Source organism: Polaromonas sp. AET17H-212, assembly GCF_002379085.1.
Classification (GTDB): domain Bacteria; phylum Pseudomonadota; class Gammaproteobacteria; order Burkholderiales; family Burkholderiaceae_C; genus Polaromonas.
Genome location: NZ_NBZW01000002.1, coordinates 41,040 through 56,291 on the forward strand (window position 1 = coordinate 41,040; position 15,252 = coordinate 56,291).

Consider the following 15,252-nt stretch of genomic DNA (forward strand, 5'->3'; position numbering starts at 1 on the left):
TGAGGCTCCGGCGTGAAGGGTAACGCAGACCTTGCCGAAGAAAACCGTCGCCTAAAGGCGCGGCTGCTTGAACTTGAAAGCGCCCACGACCTGCTGAATCGGGCGCTTGCCGAACAAAAGCGCGAGGCCGATTTACTCAGGAGCAGCGCGCAGGGATTGCGCGATCTGGCCACGATCTCGGCGGACTGGTACTGGGAACAGGATGCGGCGTATCGCTTCGTCAGGTTTTCCGGCGAGCAGGCGGCCGTTGAGCTCGATATTGAACGGGACAATCACATCGGAAAGTGCCGTTGGGAGCTTGCCGGTGCGGTGCCTCTCAGTGGGTCCTGGGAGGCGCACCGCGCCTTGCTGGATGCCCATCAGCCGTTCCGGAATTTCGAATACATGCGCAAGCTCGGCGACGCACTGCCGCACTACCTATCGGTCAGTGGCATCCCGGTCTTTGACGAGCAGAACCGCTTCCTCGGTTATCGGGGGACGGTGCACGACATCAGCGCGATCAAGCGCTCGGAGGAAGCCGAGCGGCAAGCCGCCGGCTTTCTCGATGAAGTGGTTGACAACCTTCCTATCGCCTTCCAACTGAAGTCCGTGCAGGACGGGTTCCGGATAGTGGGCTGGAACAAGGCGGCCGAGGCTTTGTACGGGGTGACCCGCGAAGAGGCGATGGGCCGCACGGTGCACGCCCTCTGGCCTAAAGAGGATGCAGACCGCATGCACGCCGCCGACCTGGAGCTGATCGCCGCGGGCGTCATGCAGGACCTGCCCGACCGTCTGGCCGCGACAAGACACCGCGGTGCCATCCGCATTCACATGCGCAAGGTCCCGCTGAAGGACGCCAGCGGCGCCGTCACCCATATCCTGGTCACCAGCGGGGACGTCACGGGACGTCTTGCCGCCGAGGCCCGCCTGCGCTACAGCCAGGAACGTTTTCGCAGCCTGACCCAGCTTTCCTCCGACTGGTACTGGGAACTGGACGACCAGTTCCGCTTCACCCGGATGTCCAGCGGCGCGACCCGCTTTGGCAGGCTACCCGCCGATGCGGGAGGCCAGGCCCAGATCAGCGACTACATCGGCAGGAGGCGCTGGGACATTGACGACAACCCGCGCAACAAGGCGGCCTGGAAGGTGCATCGTGCGCAGCTGGAAAACCATGAAACCTTCCGCGATTTCGAATACGAACGCGTGGACCTGGACGGCCAGCACATCTTTTTCTCCATCAGCGGTGAGCCTGTGGTTGACATGGACGGGAAGTTCAAGGGCTACCGCGGCGTGGGCACCGACATCACCGCCCGCAAGCAGACTGAAGCTGCGCTGGTGGCCAGTGAAGCCCGCTTTCGCAGCGTGGTTGGTGCGCTGGCCGAAGGTATCATCATGCGCGATGCCGAGGGACGCATCTTCGACTGCAATGCCAGTGCCGAGCGCATTCTTGGCCTGACTCTGGCCCAGATGAGAGGGGAGACGCTACTCGGGCCGACATGGCAGACGCTGCGCGAAGACGGTTCGTTGATGACCGAGGACGAACGGCCCAGTATGGTGGCCAGGCGCACGGGCTTGCCGCAGTCGAACGTGGTGCTCTGTTACCGCAAGCCCGACGGCAGTGATTTGTGGGCCCTGATCAATGTGAGGCCGCTGTTTGACCGGGCCGGCGACGCTCCGTCCGGGTTTGTCAGCACCATCACCGACATCAGCAAGCGCAAGCGCGCCGAGATCGAAATTGTCCGGCTCAACGTCGACCTGGAAAACCGGGTCTCGCGCAGGACGGCCCAGCTGGAGGCGGCCAACACGGAACTGGAGGCGTTTTCCTATTCCGTGGCGCACGACCTGCGTTCCCCGCTGAGTTCCATCGACGGCTACTGTGCCTTGCTGCAAAAGGCGGTGTCGCCGCAGGCCGACGAACGCGCGGGTCACTACCTGAGCCGGATACGCGGTGGTGTGCGCCGCATGGGCGAACTCACCGACGGGCTGCTGCTGCTGGCCAAGTTGTCGCGCACCAGCCTGAACTGGCAGAGCGTGGACCTCGGTGCCGAGGCGACCCGGGTCGTCGCGCAATTGTCAGAAAGCGAGCCCGGACGCGACGTTCGGGTGACGGTCGAGCCCGGCATGCTGGCCCGGGCGGACGTCGCGCTGATCCGGCAGGTTCTTGAGAACCTGATCCGCAACGCCTGGAAGTTCAGCGCGAAAAAGACCCGCACGGAGATCGTGGTCGGCCGTGAAACCGTGGCCGACCAGCCGCCGGTGTATTTTGTCCGGGACCAGGGCGCGGGATTCGACATGGCTTACGCCGACAAGCTGTTCGGCACCTTCCAGCGCCTGCATTCGCCGGAAGAGTTTGCCGGCAGCGGCATCGGCCTGGCCACGGTCAAGCGCATCATCATTCGTCACGGCGGGCGGATCTGGGCAAGTTCCGTGTTGGGTGAGGGCAGCACGTTTTATTTCACGCTCGGAAGCGACCAGGGCCATGCCTTGCCGGGGGAAGATGTTTCCGCAGAAGACGCGGGCATTGCGCTGGCCCTTCCCCGCTCACGCCATCTGTTCAGGGACACCGGCCGGGCAGCCCGGGATTCGGCGGGTTCACTGATCAGCAGTGACAACGATATCTTCTCCGCCGGCGACCAGCAGTTCAGCAGTGCTTTCGAACATGCGGCGATCGGCATGGCGCTGATCGCCGTCGATTCGCGCCGGATCAAGGTCAACAGCGCTTTCTGCCAGATGCTCGGTTACTCCGAGGCCGAGATGCTGGCCCGCACCGTTCAAGACATCACCCATCCTGAGGACGTCGAATGGGATTTGCTGCAGCGAAAAAGGGCGCTGGCCGGCGAGATTGAAACCTACCAGTGGGAAAAGCGCTATCTCCACAAGTCCGGGCGTATTGTCTGGGCCTATCTGACGTGTTCGCTGGTGCGCGACCCCGATCGCAAGCCGCTGCACTTCATTTCCCAGGTGCAGGACATCACCGAGCGAAAAGAGGCCGAACACACCCTGCGCGAGAGTGAGGAACGTTTTCGCGCCCTGACCGAGCTGTCGTCGGACTGGTTCTGGGAGCAGGATGCGGATTTCCGCTTCGTGCGGATTTCCGCGGAAGGGCGCCGCACCCACACGGCGGCGTTCAAGGGTGACAAGTCCACCGGAAAAACGCGCTGGGAACTGCCTTATGTGCAGATGGACGACAGCGTCTGGGCCGCACACAGGGCGCAGCTGGAAAGGCACGAAGTTTTTCGTGATTTTGAAGTCACGCGGCTCGACGCCCAGGGTGAGATCCGCCATGTGTGCATCAGCGGTGTCCCTGTTTTCGACGCCTCCGGCCGCTTCACCGGCTACCGCGGAACCGGCCGCGACACCACCGAGATGCACCGCGTCAGCAACGCGCTGCGTGCCAGCGAGATGCAGTTGCGCGAGATCACGGACACCGTGCCGGCCCTGATCGCCTATGTCGACAAGGCGCAGTGCTTTCGCTTTCACAACCGGGCCTATGAAGAAGGCTTCGGCCTGTCGCATGCGCAGATCGACGGCAAGACCCTGCTCGAGGTCATGGGCGAGGAGTTTTACCAGGTCGTGCGCGCCCGGGTCGACGAGGTCCTGTCGGGTTACCCGGTGGTCTACGAACGCACCCAGAAGACCGCGCGCGGCGACTACCGCGACTACGTGGTCAATTATTTCCCGCGTTACGGCGACGGCAAGGAAGAAGGTGAGGTCATCGGGTTTTATTCGCTGGCGACCGACGTGACCGAGCTCAAGCGCATCGACCGCATGAAAAGCGAGTTTGTCTCCACGGTCAGTCACGAGCTGCGCACGCCGCTCACCTCCATCCGCGGTTCGCTGGGTTTGATCTCCGGCGGCGTGGCCGGCGAGTTGCCGGCGTCCGTCAAGACCCTGGTGGACATTGCCAGGAACAACTGCGAGCGGCTGATCCGTCTGATCAACGACATCCTGGACATCGAAAAAATCGAGTCCGGCAAGATGCGCCTGGACTTGCAGGTGGTGGATTTCCAGCCCTTGCTGGCACAGGTGCTGGCGGCCAACGAAGGTTTTGGGGCGGCGCAGAACGTCAGTCTGAGCCTGGATTTCCCGGAGGGTGAGCTGCGGGTCCAGGTGGACAGCGACCGCCTGGCCCAGGTTGTGACCAACCTGCTGTCCAATGCGGTGAAATTTTCACCGCCGGGCGGGATGGTGGAGGTCCATGTCAAACGCGCCGGCCTCGGCGTGCGGGTGGAAGTGCGTGACCACGGGCCGGGTATTCCGGAAGAATTCCGCAAGCGCATCTTCCAGAAATTCTCCCAGGCGGATTCGTCCGACACGCGCCAGAAGGGCGGCACCGGGCTGGGCCTGAATATTTCCAGGGCGATTGTCGAACGCCTCGGCGGCAGCATGGGTTTTGACAGCAAAGCCGGAATCGGATCCACCTTTTTCTTTGAACTGCCCGAATGGAAAGAGGCAGCGCCGCGTCTTCCAGCCCAGGCCCGGGTCTGCACCCGGCCATGCGTGCTGATCTGCGAAGACGACCGGGACATTGCCCGCCTGATCGCGATGATGCTGGACAAGGGCGGCTTTGACAGCGACATGGTTTACAGCGCCTCCGAGGTGATGGCTCATCTGGCGGTCAACCGGTATGCCGCGATGACGCTGGACCTCAAGCTGCCCGACCAGGATGGCATCTCGCTGATCCGTACCCTGCGCAGCCAGGACGGCACGCGTGACCTGCCGATTGTGGTGGTGTCGGCCATGGCCGGGGAGGGCCAGATTCAGTTCAACAACCAGCCGCTGACGGTGTCTGGCTGGCTCGAAAAACCGATTGATGAAAACCTGTTGATCCGCAGTCTGCGCCATGCGATGGACGGCATGGCCGAGGGCAAGCCCCGCATCCTGCATGTGGAGGACGATCTGGATATCCAGCGCATCACGGCAGCGATCGTGCAGGACTTCGCCACCTTTGAATTTGCCGCCACGCTGCAGGAAGCCCGCGCGTGCCTGCTGGCGCAGACCTACGACCTGGTCCTGCTCGATCTGACCCTGCCCGGTGAATCAGGCTGGGATCTGTTGGCCGACATCGAAGCGCTGGAGCGGCCGCCGCCGGTTGTGGTTTTTTCGGCCAGCGAGGTGGACCGCGCCCAGGGAACCCGGGCCGCTGCCGTGCTGGTCAAGGCGCAAACCTCGAACGACGAACTGCTGCAGACGCTGCAGCGGGTGCTCAGCCAGGCGCGCTGATCGAGGGGCGCGCCTTCGGGCGGCGGGCCTGCAGCAGCAAGCCCGCCTCGGGGCGTTTACATCCGACCCAGATCCTGAATGGCGTCCACCACCATGCTGGTGCCCACGGCGATCAGCAGAATGTCGCTGGCCACGCGCACATACTTGTGGCCGGCAGGGGGGGTACCCAGCTGGATCAGCACGGAATTGGGCACCGGGTAAAACACCACGTCACGCGGCAGCGGCTGGCCCATGGCCCATTTTTTGGCCTGGCCCGGGGGCATGCAGCCATTGTTTTTCTTGGCCAGGCCGGGAGGGCAGCGACCGGCGTTGTACTGCTTGCCGTAGTACTCGCGGATCACCACGCGCTGCTGGTCGCCGAAGTAAGCGCCTACGCGGACGTCTTGTTGCGCCGGACGGGCCTGCTGGGCACCTTTGTTGCTGCCGTTTCCATTGTCGCCCCGGCCAGCTTTGTCCGACTTGCCATCGGAACGTTCATTTTGTTCCTGCTTGCCGCCTTTGCCTTTGCCTTGGCCGGCCCATTCGGGTTTCTCGGCCCAGGTGGAGCCTGCCGCGAAAGCAAACGCCAAAACGAGGGGCAGCGCACGAAGTTGACGCAATTGTTTCATGTTCATGATGTGACCTTGGGAGCTAGGTAATCGGCCGGGCCTGGGTCCGGTGCTTGGTTAACTACTTTATAACGCGTCACCTTCGATTTCGTTGTCCTTTTGGCTGACAGGGCGCCTTCCGGCGATATTGTCCTACAGCCCGGCCGGGCCGCCCGTCGCGCCAGGCGCTCCCGAGGATTTACAGCCTGGCCCAGTCGGAATAGCTGACCAGGGCCGGGCGTGGCGCATGGCCCAGCAGTCGGTGCAGCGCGACGCACAGGCTGCTGAGATCGTCGCCCTTGTTGATCACAAGCGCTGCACCCTCCTCGTACGCCCGGGCTTCGAGCGCGCTGTCCATGTAGCCGGAAATGATGATGACGGGCAGGTCGGCCCGGAGCAGCTTGACCTGCCTGAGCAGGTCTATCCCCGTGTGAGTCTGCAGCCGGTAATCGGTCACCAGCACATCACAGCCGAAAGGGTCGGCCTGCAGGGCGGCCAGCGCCTGCCGGGCGCTTTCGTGACAGGTGACGCGAAAGCCCGCCTGGGGCAGCGTGTCGCTGACCAGCGCCCGCATGGCTTCGTAGTCGTCGACATAGACGACTTGGGGCGTTTCCTTGCCAGCGTCCATACCGGCCGCGGTTTCCAGCGGCACGGCGGCCGGCAGGTAGATGTCGAAGGCTGTGCCGCGACCGGGCTCGGGTGACACGTTGATCATGCCCTGGTGTCGCTCAATGATGTCGCGCACTTCCGGCAGCGGCAGGCGGCGTGCGCTGGCAGGCCTCTCGTCGGTCTGCGCCGGCGCCGGCACCAGTGTGTGGAAGGGACCGGTGGCCGCCCGGCTGCTGTTGCTGATGACCAGCCGTGCGTAACGCCGGGGCGGCAGCCCGCCCTGCAGCTTGTCGGCATCGGGGTCCAGCACCACGTCATCGAGCAGTATCTCGGTCATCTCCACAACGATCTGCGTTGCCAGGCCCACCATCGACTGCCACGCGACGATACAGGCGCTCAACAGGGCGTGCTCGAGCCGGTCGGCGTGTGCGCGCAGCCAGGGGTCTTCATGGGAGAGTTCCAGTGCCAGTTCGACTTCGCGGGGAAGCAGGGCGCGAAAGCGGTGCAGGGCCCGCAACACGATGGGCTCCAGCTTCTGATTGAGCGTTTCTTCGGCGTGCGGAGCGTCAGACGGCATGGATTTCTTTCCGCGGCAGGGGTCGGCAAGCGCGCTGGTGCGGCGTTGTGCGCGACGGGGAAAGATTAGGTCTTTTGGCCTAGGGCGTCAATGAGGCTTGTTCTGGCGGGTACGCCGCAGGCCGTGGAACGTTATGCCAAAAACGGCTGCAGCCCCATACAGATAATCAGTAAGTGCTATCAATAAAATAGCGTTCTCGCCGTGGTCCCCTGTCAGCGGCTTTTGGCCTGGTTCAACGCGCTTTCGAATTCCTGATGCGACAGGGCGCTGTCCTTGTTCGTGTCGGCTTCATCAAAGTGCCTGGCCACGCCGCGAAAGCCGGAGGCCTCTTCGCGGCTGATCTTGCCGTCCTTGTTGGTGTCCATGAAGCTGAAGGCCCGTGCAATGTCTCCGGCGGTGTATCTGGGTTCGGTAGCGGCCGAGGCCGTCGAGACCATGGAGGTGGACGGCGCAGACTGCACCTGCACCGCCGTCGGAGCGGCTGGCGTAGTCGCGGCAGGTTGGGCGTGCGCCACGGGCGCCAGCAGGGCCGCCGCTGCGGTGGCGAGGGCGAAAAGGGTACGGGATGCACCCCGTGAGGTTGTGGTCAAAGTCATCGGTTTCCTGACGATAGTGGCAAACATGAACTCCATTGAACGCCAATCGACGTGTCGGCGCCAGCAAGGTTGCACGGTGTTGCGTGACTTTACATCGCTGGAGGAGCGGGACACATTTCTTTGCGCTGATCAGGCGGTTCGGGTTGCCCGCTGACAGCAGCTGTCCGGCCTGTCCCACAGGCTGCAAACCTCTGGACTGGCGAGCGAGCCATTCGATGGAGGCGATCATCAGGCAGAGCGTCACCGCGCAAACGGAAACCGGCCTTCCCGGTGCCACCTGAGTGGCAGGCGGCACTCATTTACCCAGCCAGGAACCGTGAACCCATGAACCTCCCCGACGCAGCGAAATCCACCGCGCTTGAAGACAAGACCTTCCTGCTTCTGCTGTTGGCCGTCTCGGTGGCCTTCCTCTGGATACTCTGGCCGTTTTACGGCGCGGTGTTCTGGGGCGCGGTGCTGGCCATCATGTTCAAGCCGCTGTACCTGCGCGTGCTCAGGGCGATGCCGGCCAGGCGTGTGGGTGCTGCGCTGCTGACACTGCTGATCATCCTGGTGGCGGTCATCCTGCCAGTGGGCATCGTGACCGGGCTGCTGATCCAGGAAGGCGGCAGCGTCTACCAGCGCATGCAGTCGGGTGAACTCAGTGTGGCGCGTTACTTCCAGCAGGTCTATGAGGCCTTGCCGGCCTGGATCACCGGCCTGCTCGACCGCTTCGGCATGAACAACTTCGGGTTGGTGCAACAGCGGATCACCGAAGGGCTGACCAAGGGCAGCCAGTTTTTCGCCACGCAGGCGCTGAACATCGGGCAAGGCACCTTCGATTTTTTCGTCAGTTTTTTTGTCATGCTCTACCTGCTGTTCTTCCTGTTGCTCGACGGTTCGGCCCTGGTCATGCGCATCAAGGATGCCGTGCCGCTCAATGAGGATGTCAAGCGCAAGCTGTCGACCAAATTCACCACTGTCATTCGCGCGACGGTCAAGGGCAACATCGTGGTGGCCCTGATCCAGGGCGCGCTGGGCGGCCTGATCCTGTGGGTGCTGGGCGTGCATGCGCCGGTGCTGTGGGGCACGCTGATGGCCTTTTTGTCGCTGCTGCCGGCTGTCGGAGCGGCCATGGTGTGGCTGCCTGTCGCGATTTATTTCCTGGCGACGGGGGCGATCGTCAAGGGCGTGGTGCTGATCGCCTTCGGCGTGCTGGTGATCGGCCTGGTCGACAACATCCTGCGCCCGGTGCTGGTCGGCAAAGACACGCGGATGCCCGACTACGTGGTGCTGGTGTCCACGCTGGGCGGCATGGCGCTGTTTGGCCTGAACGGCTTTGTCATCGGCCCTGCCATCGCGGCGATGTTCATGGCGGCCTGGGATCTGTTTGCCAGGGCGCGGCAGGCGGAGGATCCGGAGCCGCCCGAGGCACCTTGACCTCGGCCTGGCGGCAGCCCTGACGGAAAAATAATTCGCAGGGTCAGGTGCCGGGAAATGCCGGAACCACCCTCAACGGGGGAGCACCTTGTAGGACCGGCCGTCCGCTGCGGAGCCCGAGCTTTCTCCCTGAACAACCAGCGGCGCAAACACGCGAATCTCGGTCGTGACCGGCACGGTGAATTGGGTTTCCAGCGTGGATTTCCCGTTTCCCTTCGTGATCGCCTTGACATCCTGGCCAAGCTCCGAACTGTCGGCCGCCAGAACGAGAAGCTTGATCGTTCCCGATGCCGAGGTCAGCACATAACTGACGTCGATCTTTAGCCTGACTTGCTGACCCGGGTGAAGGACCTGGCTGGTGTCGGGTGAGATGGAGGTGATTTGCGCCAACGAACCGAAGGGCGGCTGGTTGGCGGGTTGCCCCATGGATTGGCAACCGGGCAAAAAAATGGAAACAGCAATCGCCGCAAACAGTGAGGGTGAAAATTTGATGAGCATTGTCCCATCCTGAACCGGATGAAGATAAATGTCAAAGGCGGGGTGCGACTGGCCAATGGAAAAGACGATACGCCCGTTCCCGCGTGGCTGGCTGCTGCCGGTGCCTGGGCGCCCTGTCCGGGAAGGCCAGGCCGGCGCCGGGTGGAGGGCCCCAGTTCCTGCGCCACAACCGGCGTCAGCCCCCGGAACCACGTTTGGCGGCGAACCAGCACGCGTTGTGATCCTCGCCGGCATACGCCACCCGGCGTATTCCCCAATCCTTTTCCGGTCTCCAGAATCGCTTCATCGCTTCGCAAAAGCCTCCGTCCGGCGGTTGTGCGAGGCGAAACGCGAACTACCTACCTACCGGAGAAGCACACATGCAACGTCGTTTTACCCTCAAGGCGCTGAGCGCCGCCGTCGCCCTGGCGGGCCTCTCGGTTCTGCCAGCCCATGCCCAGTCGGGCGGTACCATCAAGGTGGGCATTCTGCACAGCCTGTCGGGCACCATGGCCATTTCGGAAACCGTGTTGAAAGACACGGTGCTGATGGCGATTGACGAAATCAATGCCAAGGGCGGCGTGCTGGGCAAGAAGCTCGAGCCGGTGATTGTGGACCCGGCTTCCAACTGGCCGCTGTTTGCTGAAAAAACCAAGCAGCTGCTCGGCCAGGACAAGGTGTCCGTGATTTTCGGCTGCTGGACCTCGGTGTCGCGCAAGTCGGTGCTGCCAGTCGTCGAGGAAATGAACGGCCTGCTGTTCTACCCTGTGCAGTACGAAGGTGAAGAACTGTCCAAAAACGTGTTCTACACCGGTGCGGCCCCCAACCAGCAAGCCATTCCTGCGGTGGACTACCTGATGAGCAAGGCCGGCGGCGGTGCCAAGCGCTGGGTCCTGTTGGGCACCGACTATGTCTACCCACGGACGACCAACAAGATTCTGCGCGCCTACCTGAAAAGCAAGGGTGTCAAGGACAGCGACATCGACGAAAAATACACACCGTTCGGCCACTCGGACTACCAGACCATCGTGGCTGACGTGAAGAAGTTTTCTGCCGGCGGTAAAACGGCGGTGGTCTCCACCATCAACGGTGACTCCAACGTGCCTTTCTACAAGGAACTCGGCAACGCCGGCCTGAAAGCCAAGGACGTGCCGGTGGTCGCTTTTTCCGTGGGTGAAGAAGAGTTGCGTGGCGTGGACACGAAACCGCTGGTGGGCCACCTGGCGGCCTGGAACTATTTCCAGTCGATCAAGAGCCCGGCCAACACCGAGTTCATCAAGAAGTGGTCGGACTACGCCAAGGCCAAGGGCATTGCCGGCCACAAGGACAAGCCTTTGACCAACGACCCAATGGAAGCCACTTACATCGGCATCAACATGTGGAAGCAGGCGGTCGAGAAAGCCAAGTCCACCGACACCGACAAGGTGATCGCCGCCATGGCCGGCCAGACCTTCAAGGCACCGTCGGGCATCGTCTCCAAGATGGACGAGAAGAACCACCACCTGCACAAGTCGGTGTTTATCGGTGAGATCAAGGCCGACGGCCAGTTCAATGTGGTGTGGAAGACGCCCGGCCCGGTGAAAGCCAAGCCATGGAGCCCGTACATCGAAGGCAACGACAAGAAGCCTGACGAGCCAGCCAAGGTGGCTTCCAAGTAAGGTCGCCGCCGCAGGTTTTGGGGCCTGCGGTGCGAGCCGCACCTGGTCTTGCAGAACAGGTGCGGCTTTTTTGTGGTCTGGCCCACTTCTTGCACTACTCCGGTGCATGGTTTTCAAGGAAGTTGCAGCCTGGGCACAACGCCAAGCAAGTATCGGCTGGCTGCTGTGCCCAACCTACAGGTTCTTCTCATGATGATTCGCACATTCCTTTTGTTTGCTACGTTTTTTATAGCTGCCGGCACCCATGCCTTGAGCGCGGACGAGGTAAAAGGCATGGCACTCGGCGAGACAGAGGCGCGCGCCGAGGCATTGAACAAGGCCGCTGCCAACCCCGATGACAAAACCGCCGCCTTCATCCAGGCGCTGGCTGACGATGCTGTCAAGACCGCCGGGGACAAGGTGTTTGTGATCAAGGACGACAAGGGTTTTGACCCCGTCACCGGCGCAGAAGTGAAAGTACCCGAAGGCGCCGAAGACGTGATCAACAACAACATGATGCGCGGCGAGCTGGACACGGCGCTGGCTGCGCTCAAGCTGTTCTCCAAAGACGAGAAGGTGCGAGCTGATGCCATCAAGGTGCTGGCCAGCGGCAGTGATGAATCGCGCCTGCCGCTCATCGAAAAAGCTTACGCAGCTGAAACAGTCGCTGCGCTCAAGACCGAGCTGGAGATGGTGCGCGCCACCATATTGTTGAGCAGCAGCGACAAGGCCAAACGGCTGGAAGCGGCTGCACGCCTGTCGGGCAGCAACAACCCGATCAGCAAGACCGTTTTGATCGCGCGCCTGGCGGAAGAGGACGACGCCGAAGTCAAGAGCGCGCTGCAGGCCTCGCTGCGCAAAGTCGAGTCCGCGCTGGCCTGGGGCGACAAGCTGGGCGCGGTGTTCAGCGGCGTCAGCCTGGGCAGCATCCTGCTGCTGGTGGCGCTGGGCCTGGCGATCACCTACGGGCTGATGGGCGTCATCAACATGGCGCACGGCGAGCTGATGATGATTGGCGCTTACGCCACCTACGTGGTGCAAGGCCTGTTCCAGAAGTATTTGCCCGGCTTGTTTGACTGGTATTTGCTGGCGGCGGTGCCTGCGGCCTTCATGGCATCGGCGTTGATGGGTGCGGCGCTGGAGCGCGGCGTGATCCGTTTTCTCTACGGCCGTCCACTCGAGACGCTGCTGGCCACCTGGGGCATCAGCCTGATGCTGCAGCAGCTGGTGCGCTCCATCTTCGGTGCGCAAAACGTCGGTGTCGAAAACCCGGTGTGGATGAGCGGCGGCGTGCAGGTGCTGGGCAATTTGTCCTTGCCCTACAACCGTCTGGTCATCATCGGTTTTGCGATTGCCGTGCTGCTGGGCATGGCCTGGCTGATCAGCAAGACGCGGCTCGGCCTGTTTGTGCGCGGCGTCACACAAAACCGGCCGATTGCCTCCTGCATGGGCGTGAACACGGCGCGGGTGGACACCTATGCCTTTGCGCTGGGTTCGGGCATTGCGGGCCTGGCCGGCTGCGCGCTGAGCCAGGTCGGCAACGTCGGCCCGGACCTGGGCCAGGGCTATATTGTCGATGCCTTCATGGTGGTGGTGCTGGGCGGCGTGGGCCAGCTGGCCGGCACCGTGTACGCCGCCATGGGCCTGGGCATCCTGAACAAATTCCTCGAGGGCTGGACCGGCGCGGTGCTGGCCAAGATTGCGGTGCTGGTGCTCATCATCATCTTCATTCAAAAACGTCCGCAGGGCATCTTCGCAATGAAGGGCCGCTCAGCGGAAGCATGACATGACCCCATCCATACCTTCGATCACACTGCCGGCCAAGGACCCCTTGCTCACACGGGCTGGCTGGAGCGCCTTCATCGTGTCGCTGCTCCTGGTTTGCGCGCTGGCGCCGGTGCTGAACCTGATGGTGCCCGAGACCAACATGTTCCACATGAGCACCTACGCGGTCGCGCTGCTCGGCAAGATCATGTGTTACGCCATTGTGGCGCTGGCCATGGACCTGATCTGGGGCTACACCGGCATCTTGTCGCTGGGGCACGGCCTGTTCTTTGCGCTGGGCGGCTACGCCATGGGCATGTATTTGATGCGCCAGATCGGCCGCGACGGCAACTACAAAAGCGACTTGCCCGACTTCATGGTGTTTCTCGACTGGAAAGCGTTGCCCTGGCATTGGACCTTCAGCGACAGCTTTGTCGCCACGCTGTTCCTGATCGTGCTGGTGCCTGGCGTGGTGGCCTTCGTGTTTGGCTACTTTGCCTTCCGCTCGCGCATCAAGGGTGTGTATTTTTCCATCATCACGCAGGCCATGACGTTCGCGGCCATGCTGCTGTTCTTCCGCAATGAAACCGGCTTCGGCGGCAATAACGGCTTCACCGACTTCAAGCGCATTCTCGACACACCGATTGCCACACCCACCATGCGCATGGGGCTCTTCGTCATCACCGGTCTGACCTTGCTCGGTTTCTTCCTGTTTGCCAGGTGGCTGGTGCGCAGCAAGTTTGGCCGGGTGCTGCAGGCGATCCGCGACGCCGAGACCCGTGTGATGTTCTCGGGCTACAACCCGATCGGCTACAAGCTGACCATCTGGACCCTGTCGGCCGTGATGTGCGGCATTGCCGGCGCCCTGTATGTGCCGCAGGTGGGCATCATCAACCCGAGTGAAATGAGCCCGGCCAACTCGATCGAGATGGCGATCTGGGCGGCGGTCGGCGGGCGTGCCACCTTGGTGGGCCCCATTCTCGGCGCCTTCATTGTCAACGGCGCCAAGAGCTGGCTGACGGTGGCCTATCCCGAGTACTGGCTGTATTTCCTGGGCATGCTGTTCATCGCGGTCACGCTGTTCCTGCCCAATGGAGTGGTTGGCCTGGTCAAAAAACTCCGCAAAGGGGGTGAGAAATGACGCCAGATCTTCTGGAGCAGGGTGCCGCACGTATTGAACAACGCCGCGCGGCGCTGGAGGCGAGCAAGTCCAACACCGAGTCAGGCGGGCGCAACGCCAGCACGGGCCGCATCGCCACCCCAGGCGAAGTCGATGTGACCCACGGCCGCATCCTGTACCTGGAAGATGTGAGCGTAAGCTTCGACGGCTTCAAGGCCATCAACAAACTCTCGCTCGACATTGCACCGGGCGAGCTGCGCTGCATCATCGGCCCCAACGGCGCCGGCAAGACGACGATGATGGACATCATCACCGGCAAGACCCGGCCCGACGAAGGCACGGTTTACTTCGGCAGCACGATTGACCTGCTGCGCCACACCGAACCGCAGATCGCCCAGCTCGGCATCGGCCGCAAGTTCCAGAAGCCCACGGTGTTCGAGCAGCTCACGGTGTTTGAAAACCTCGAACTTGCGCTCAAGACCAACAAGGGCGTGAAGTCGTCGATGTTCTTCCGGCTCGACTCGGCGCAAAGCGACCGGCTGGCCGAAATCCTGGTGACGATTCACCTGGCCGACAGTGTGGGTCGCATGGCCGGCAATTTGAGCCACGGGCAGAAGCAGTGGCTGGAGATCGGCATGCTGCTGATGCAGGACCCGAAACTGCTGCTGCTCGACGAGCCGGTGGCAGGCATGACCGATGAGGAGACGGCACGTACCGCCGAGCTCTTCCTGACCCTGAAGGGCAAACATTCGCTGATGGTGGTGGAGCATGACATGAGTTTCATCCGGACGATTTCGGAGATCGTCACGGTGTTGTGTGACGGATCGGTTCTGGCGCAGGGGACACTGGATCAGGTGCAGGCGGATGAACGCGTGATCGAGGTGTACCTTGGGCGTTGATTTCGCCAACGCCCGGAGCGAGTCTGTCCGCGCTTCCGTGGTCCGCCAACAAGCCGGGGGTTGCCCGGCGGCAACTCACTTTCTTTTGCTTCGCCAAAAGAAAGTAAGCAAAGAAAAGGCGACCCTGCTGTCTGCGTCCCCCTTCGCTTGCGCTACGGGGGCAACCTGCGGTGCTCGGTCCAGCCGGGGCCGGGCTCGAACTCGCCTTCGGCTCAGACAATCGCCCGTCCTGATCCGTCTGGACCTCCGCTCCTCGGCGCAGCCAGAAGGGTGGTGGGACCGGAAGCGGGTTCGGGTACGGAATCGGGCTCCGGCGAGGACGCGCTTTGCGCGTCCTCGCCTCCCCGTATCGGTATTGGTTTTCG

At 62.5% G+C, this 15,252-nt stretch carries 10 protein-coding genes; 6 read left to right on the plus strand and 4 right to left on the minus strand.

The window, feature by feature from the left end; genetic code table 11:
* Positions 1-12: 12 nt before the first annotated feature.
* Entirely contained in the window at positions 13-5,202 is a 5,190-nt protein-coding gene (locus B7G53_RS23110) for a PAS domain S-box protein (protein WP_096662999.1), read from the plus strand.
* A gap of 56 nt (positions 5,203-5,258) precedes the next feature.
* On the opposite strand, the gene B7G53_RS02395 is transcribed toward B7G53_RS23110, so the two are convergent.
* The 3 genes from B7G53_RS02395 to B7G53_RS02405 form a co-directional block, all read right to left on the minus strand.
* Positions 5,259-5,816 carry a hypothetical protein gene (locus B7G53_RS02395; protein ID WP_096663002.1) on the minus strand — a complete coding sequence of 186 codons (558 nt, stop codon included), beginning with the start codon at positions 5,814-5,816 and terminating at the stop codon, positions 5,259-5,261.
* A gap of 172 nt (positions 5,817-5,988) precedes the next feature.
* Positions 5,989-6,975, minus strand: a complete 987-nt coding sequence (locus tag B7G53_RS02400; protein WP_096663005.1) for a response regulator — start codon at positions 6,973-6,975, stop codon at positions 5,989-5,991.
* Positions 6,976-7,187: 212 nt separating this feature from the next.
* Entirely contained in the window at positions 7,188-7,571 is a 384-nt protein-coding gene (locus tag B7G53_RS02405; RefSeq protein ID WP_176491258.1) for an EF-hand domain-containing protein, read from the minus strand.
* 324 nt (positions 7,572-7,895) lie between these two features.
* On the opposite strand from B7G53_RS02405, the gene B7G53_RS02410 reads away from it, so the two are divergent.
* A complete protein-coding gene (locus B7G53_RS02410; RefSeq protein WP_096663011.1) occupies positions 7,896-8,990 on the plus strand; it encodes an AI-2E family transporter in 1,095 nt (364 codons plus the stop codon).
* A 72-nt stretch (positions 8,991-9,062) separates the two neighbouring features.
* On the opposite strand, the gene B7G53_RS02415 is transcribed toward B7G53_RS02410, so the two are convergent.
* The gene (locus B7G53_RS02415) at positions 9,063-9,488 is read right to left on the minus strand and encodes a hypothetical protein (RefSeq protein WP_096663014.1); all 426 of its coding nucleotides are present in this window, start codon (positions 9,486-9,488) and stop codon (positions 9,063-9,065) included.
* 359 nt (positions 9,489-9,847) lie between these two features.
* Here B7G53_RS02415 and urtA point away from each other — a divergent pair, with 359 nt between their 5' ends.
* The 4 genes from urtA to urtD all read left to right on the plus strand — a co-directional run bounded on the left by urtA (position 9,848) and on the right by urtD (position 14,887).
* Complete coding sequence (gene urtA / locus B7G53_RS02420; RefSeq protein WP_096663017.1) at positions 9,848-11,125, plus strand: urea ABC transporter substrate-binding protein; 1,278 nt, start codon at positions 9,848-9,850, stop codon at positions 11,123-11,125.
* Positions 11,126-11,314: 189 nt separating this feature from the next.
* Positions 11,315-12,889 (plus strand): urea ABC transporter permease subunit UrtB, encoded by a 1,575-nt coding sequence (gene urtB / locus B7G53_RS02425; RefSeq protein ID WP_096663020.1) that lies wholly within the window; start codon positions 11,315-11,317, stop codon positions 12,887-12,889.
* 1 nt (position 12,890) lies between these two features.
* A complete protein-coding gene (gene urtC, locus B7G53_RS02430) occupies positions 12,891-14,009 on the plus strand; it encodes an urea ABC transporter permease subunit UrtC (protein WP_176491259.1) in 1,119 nt (372 codons plus the stop codon).
* Positions 14,006-14,887 carry an urea ABC transporter ATP-binding protein UrtD gene (gene urtD / locus B7G53_RS02435; RefSeq protein WP_096663023.1) on the plus strand — a complete coding sequence of 294 codons (882 nt, stop codon included), beginning with the start codon at positions 14,006-14,008 and terminating at the stop codon, positions 14,885-14,887. The genes urtC and urtD overlap by 4 nt, the downstream gene beginning before the upstream one ends.
* Positions 14,888-15,252 lie beyond the last annotated feature (365 nt).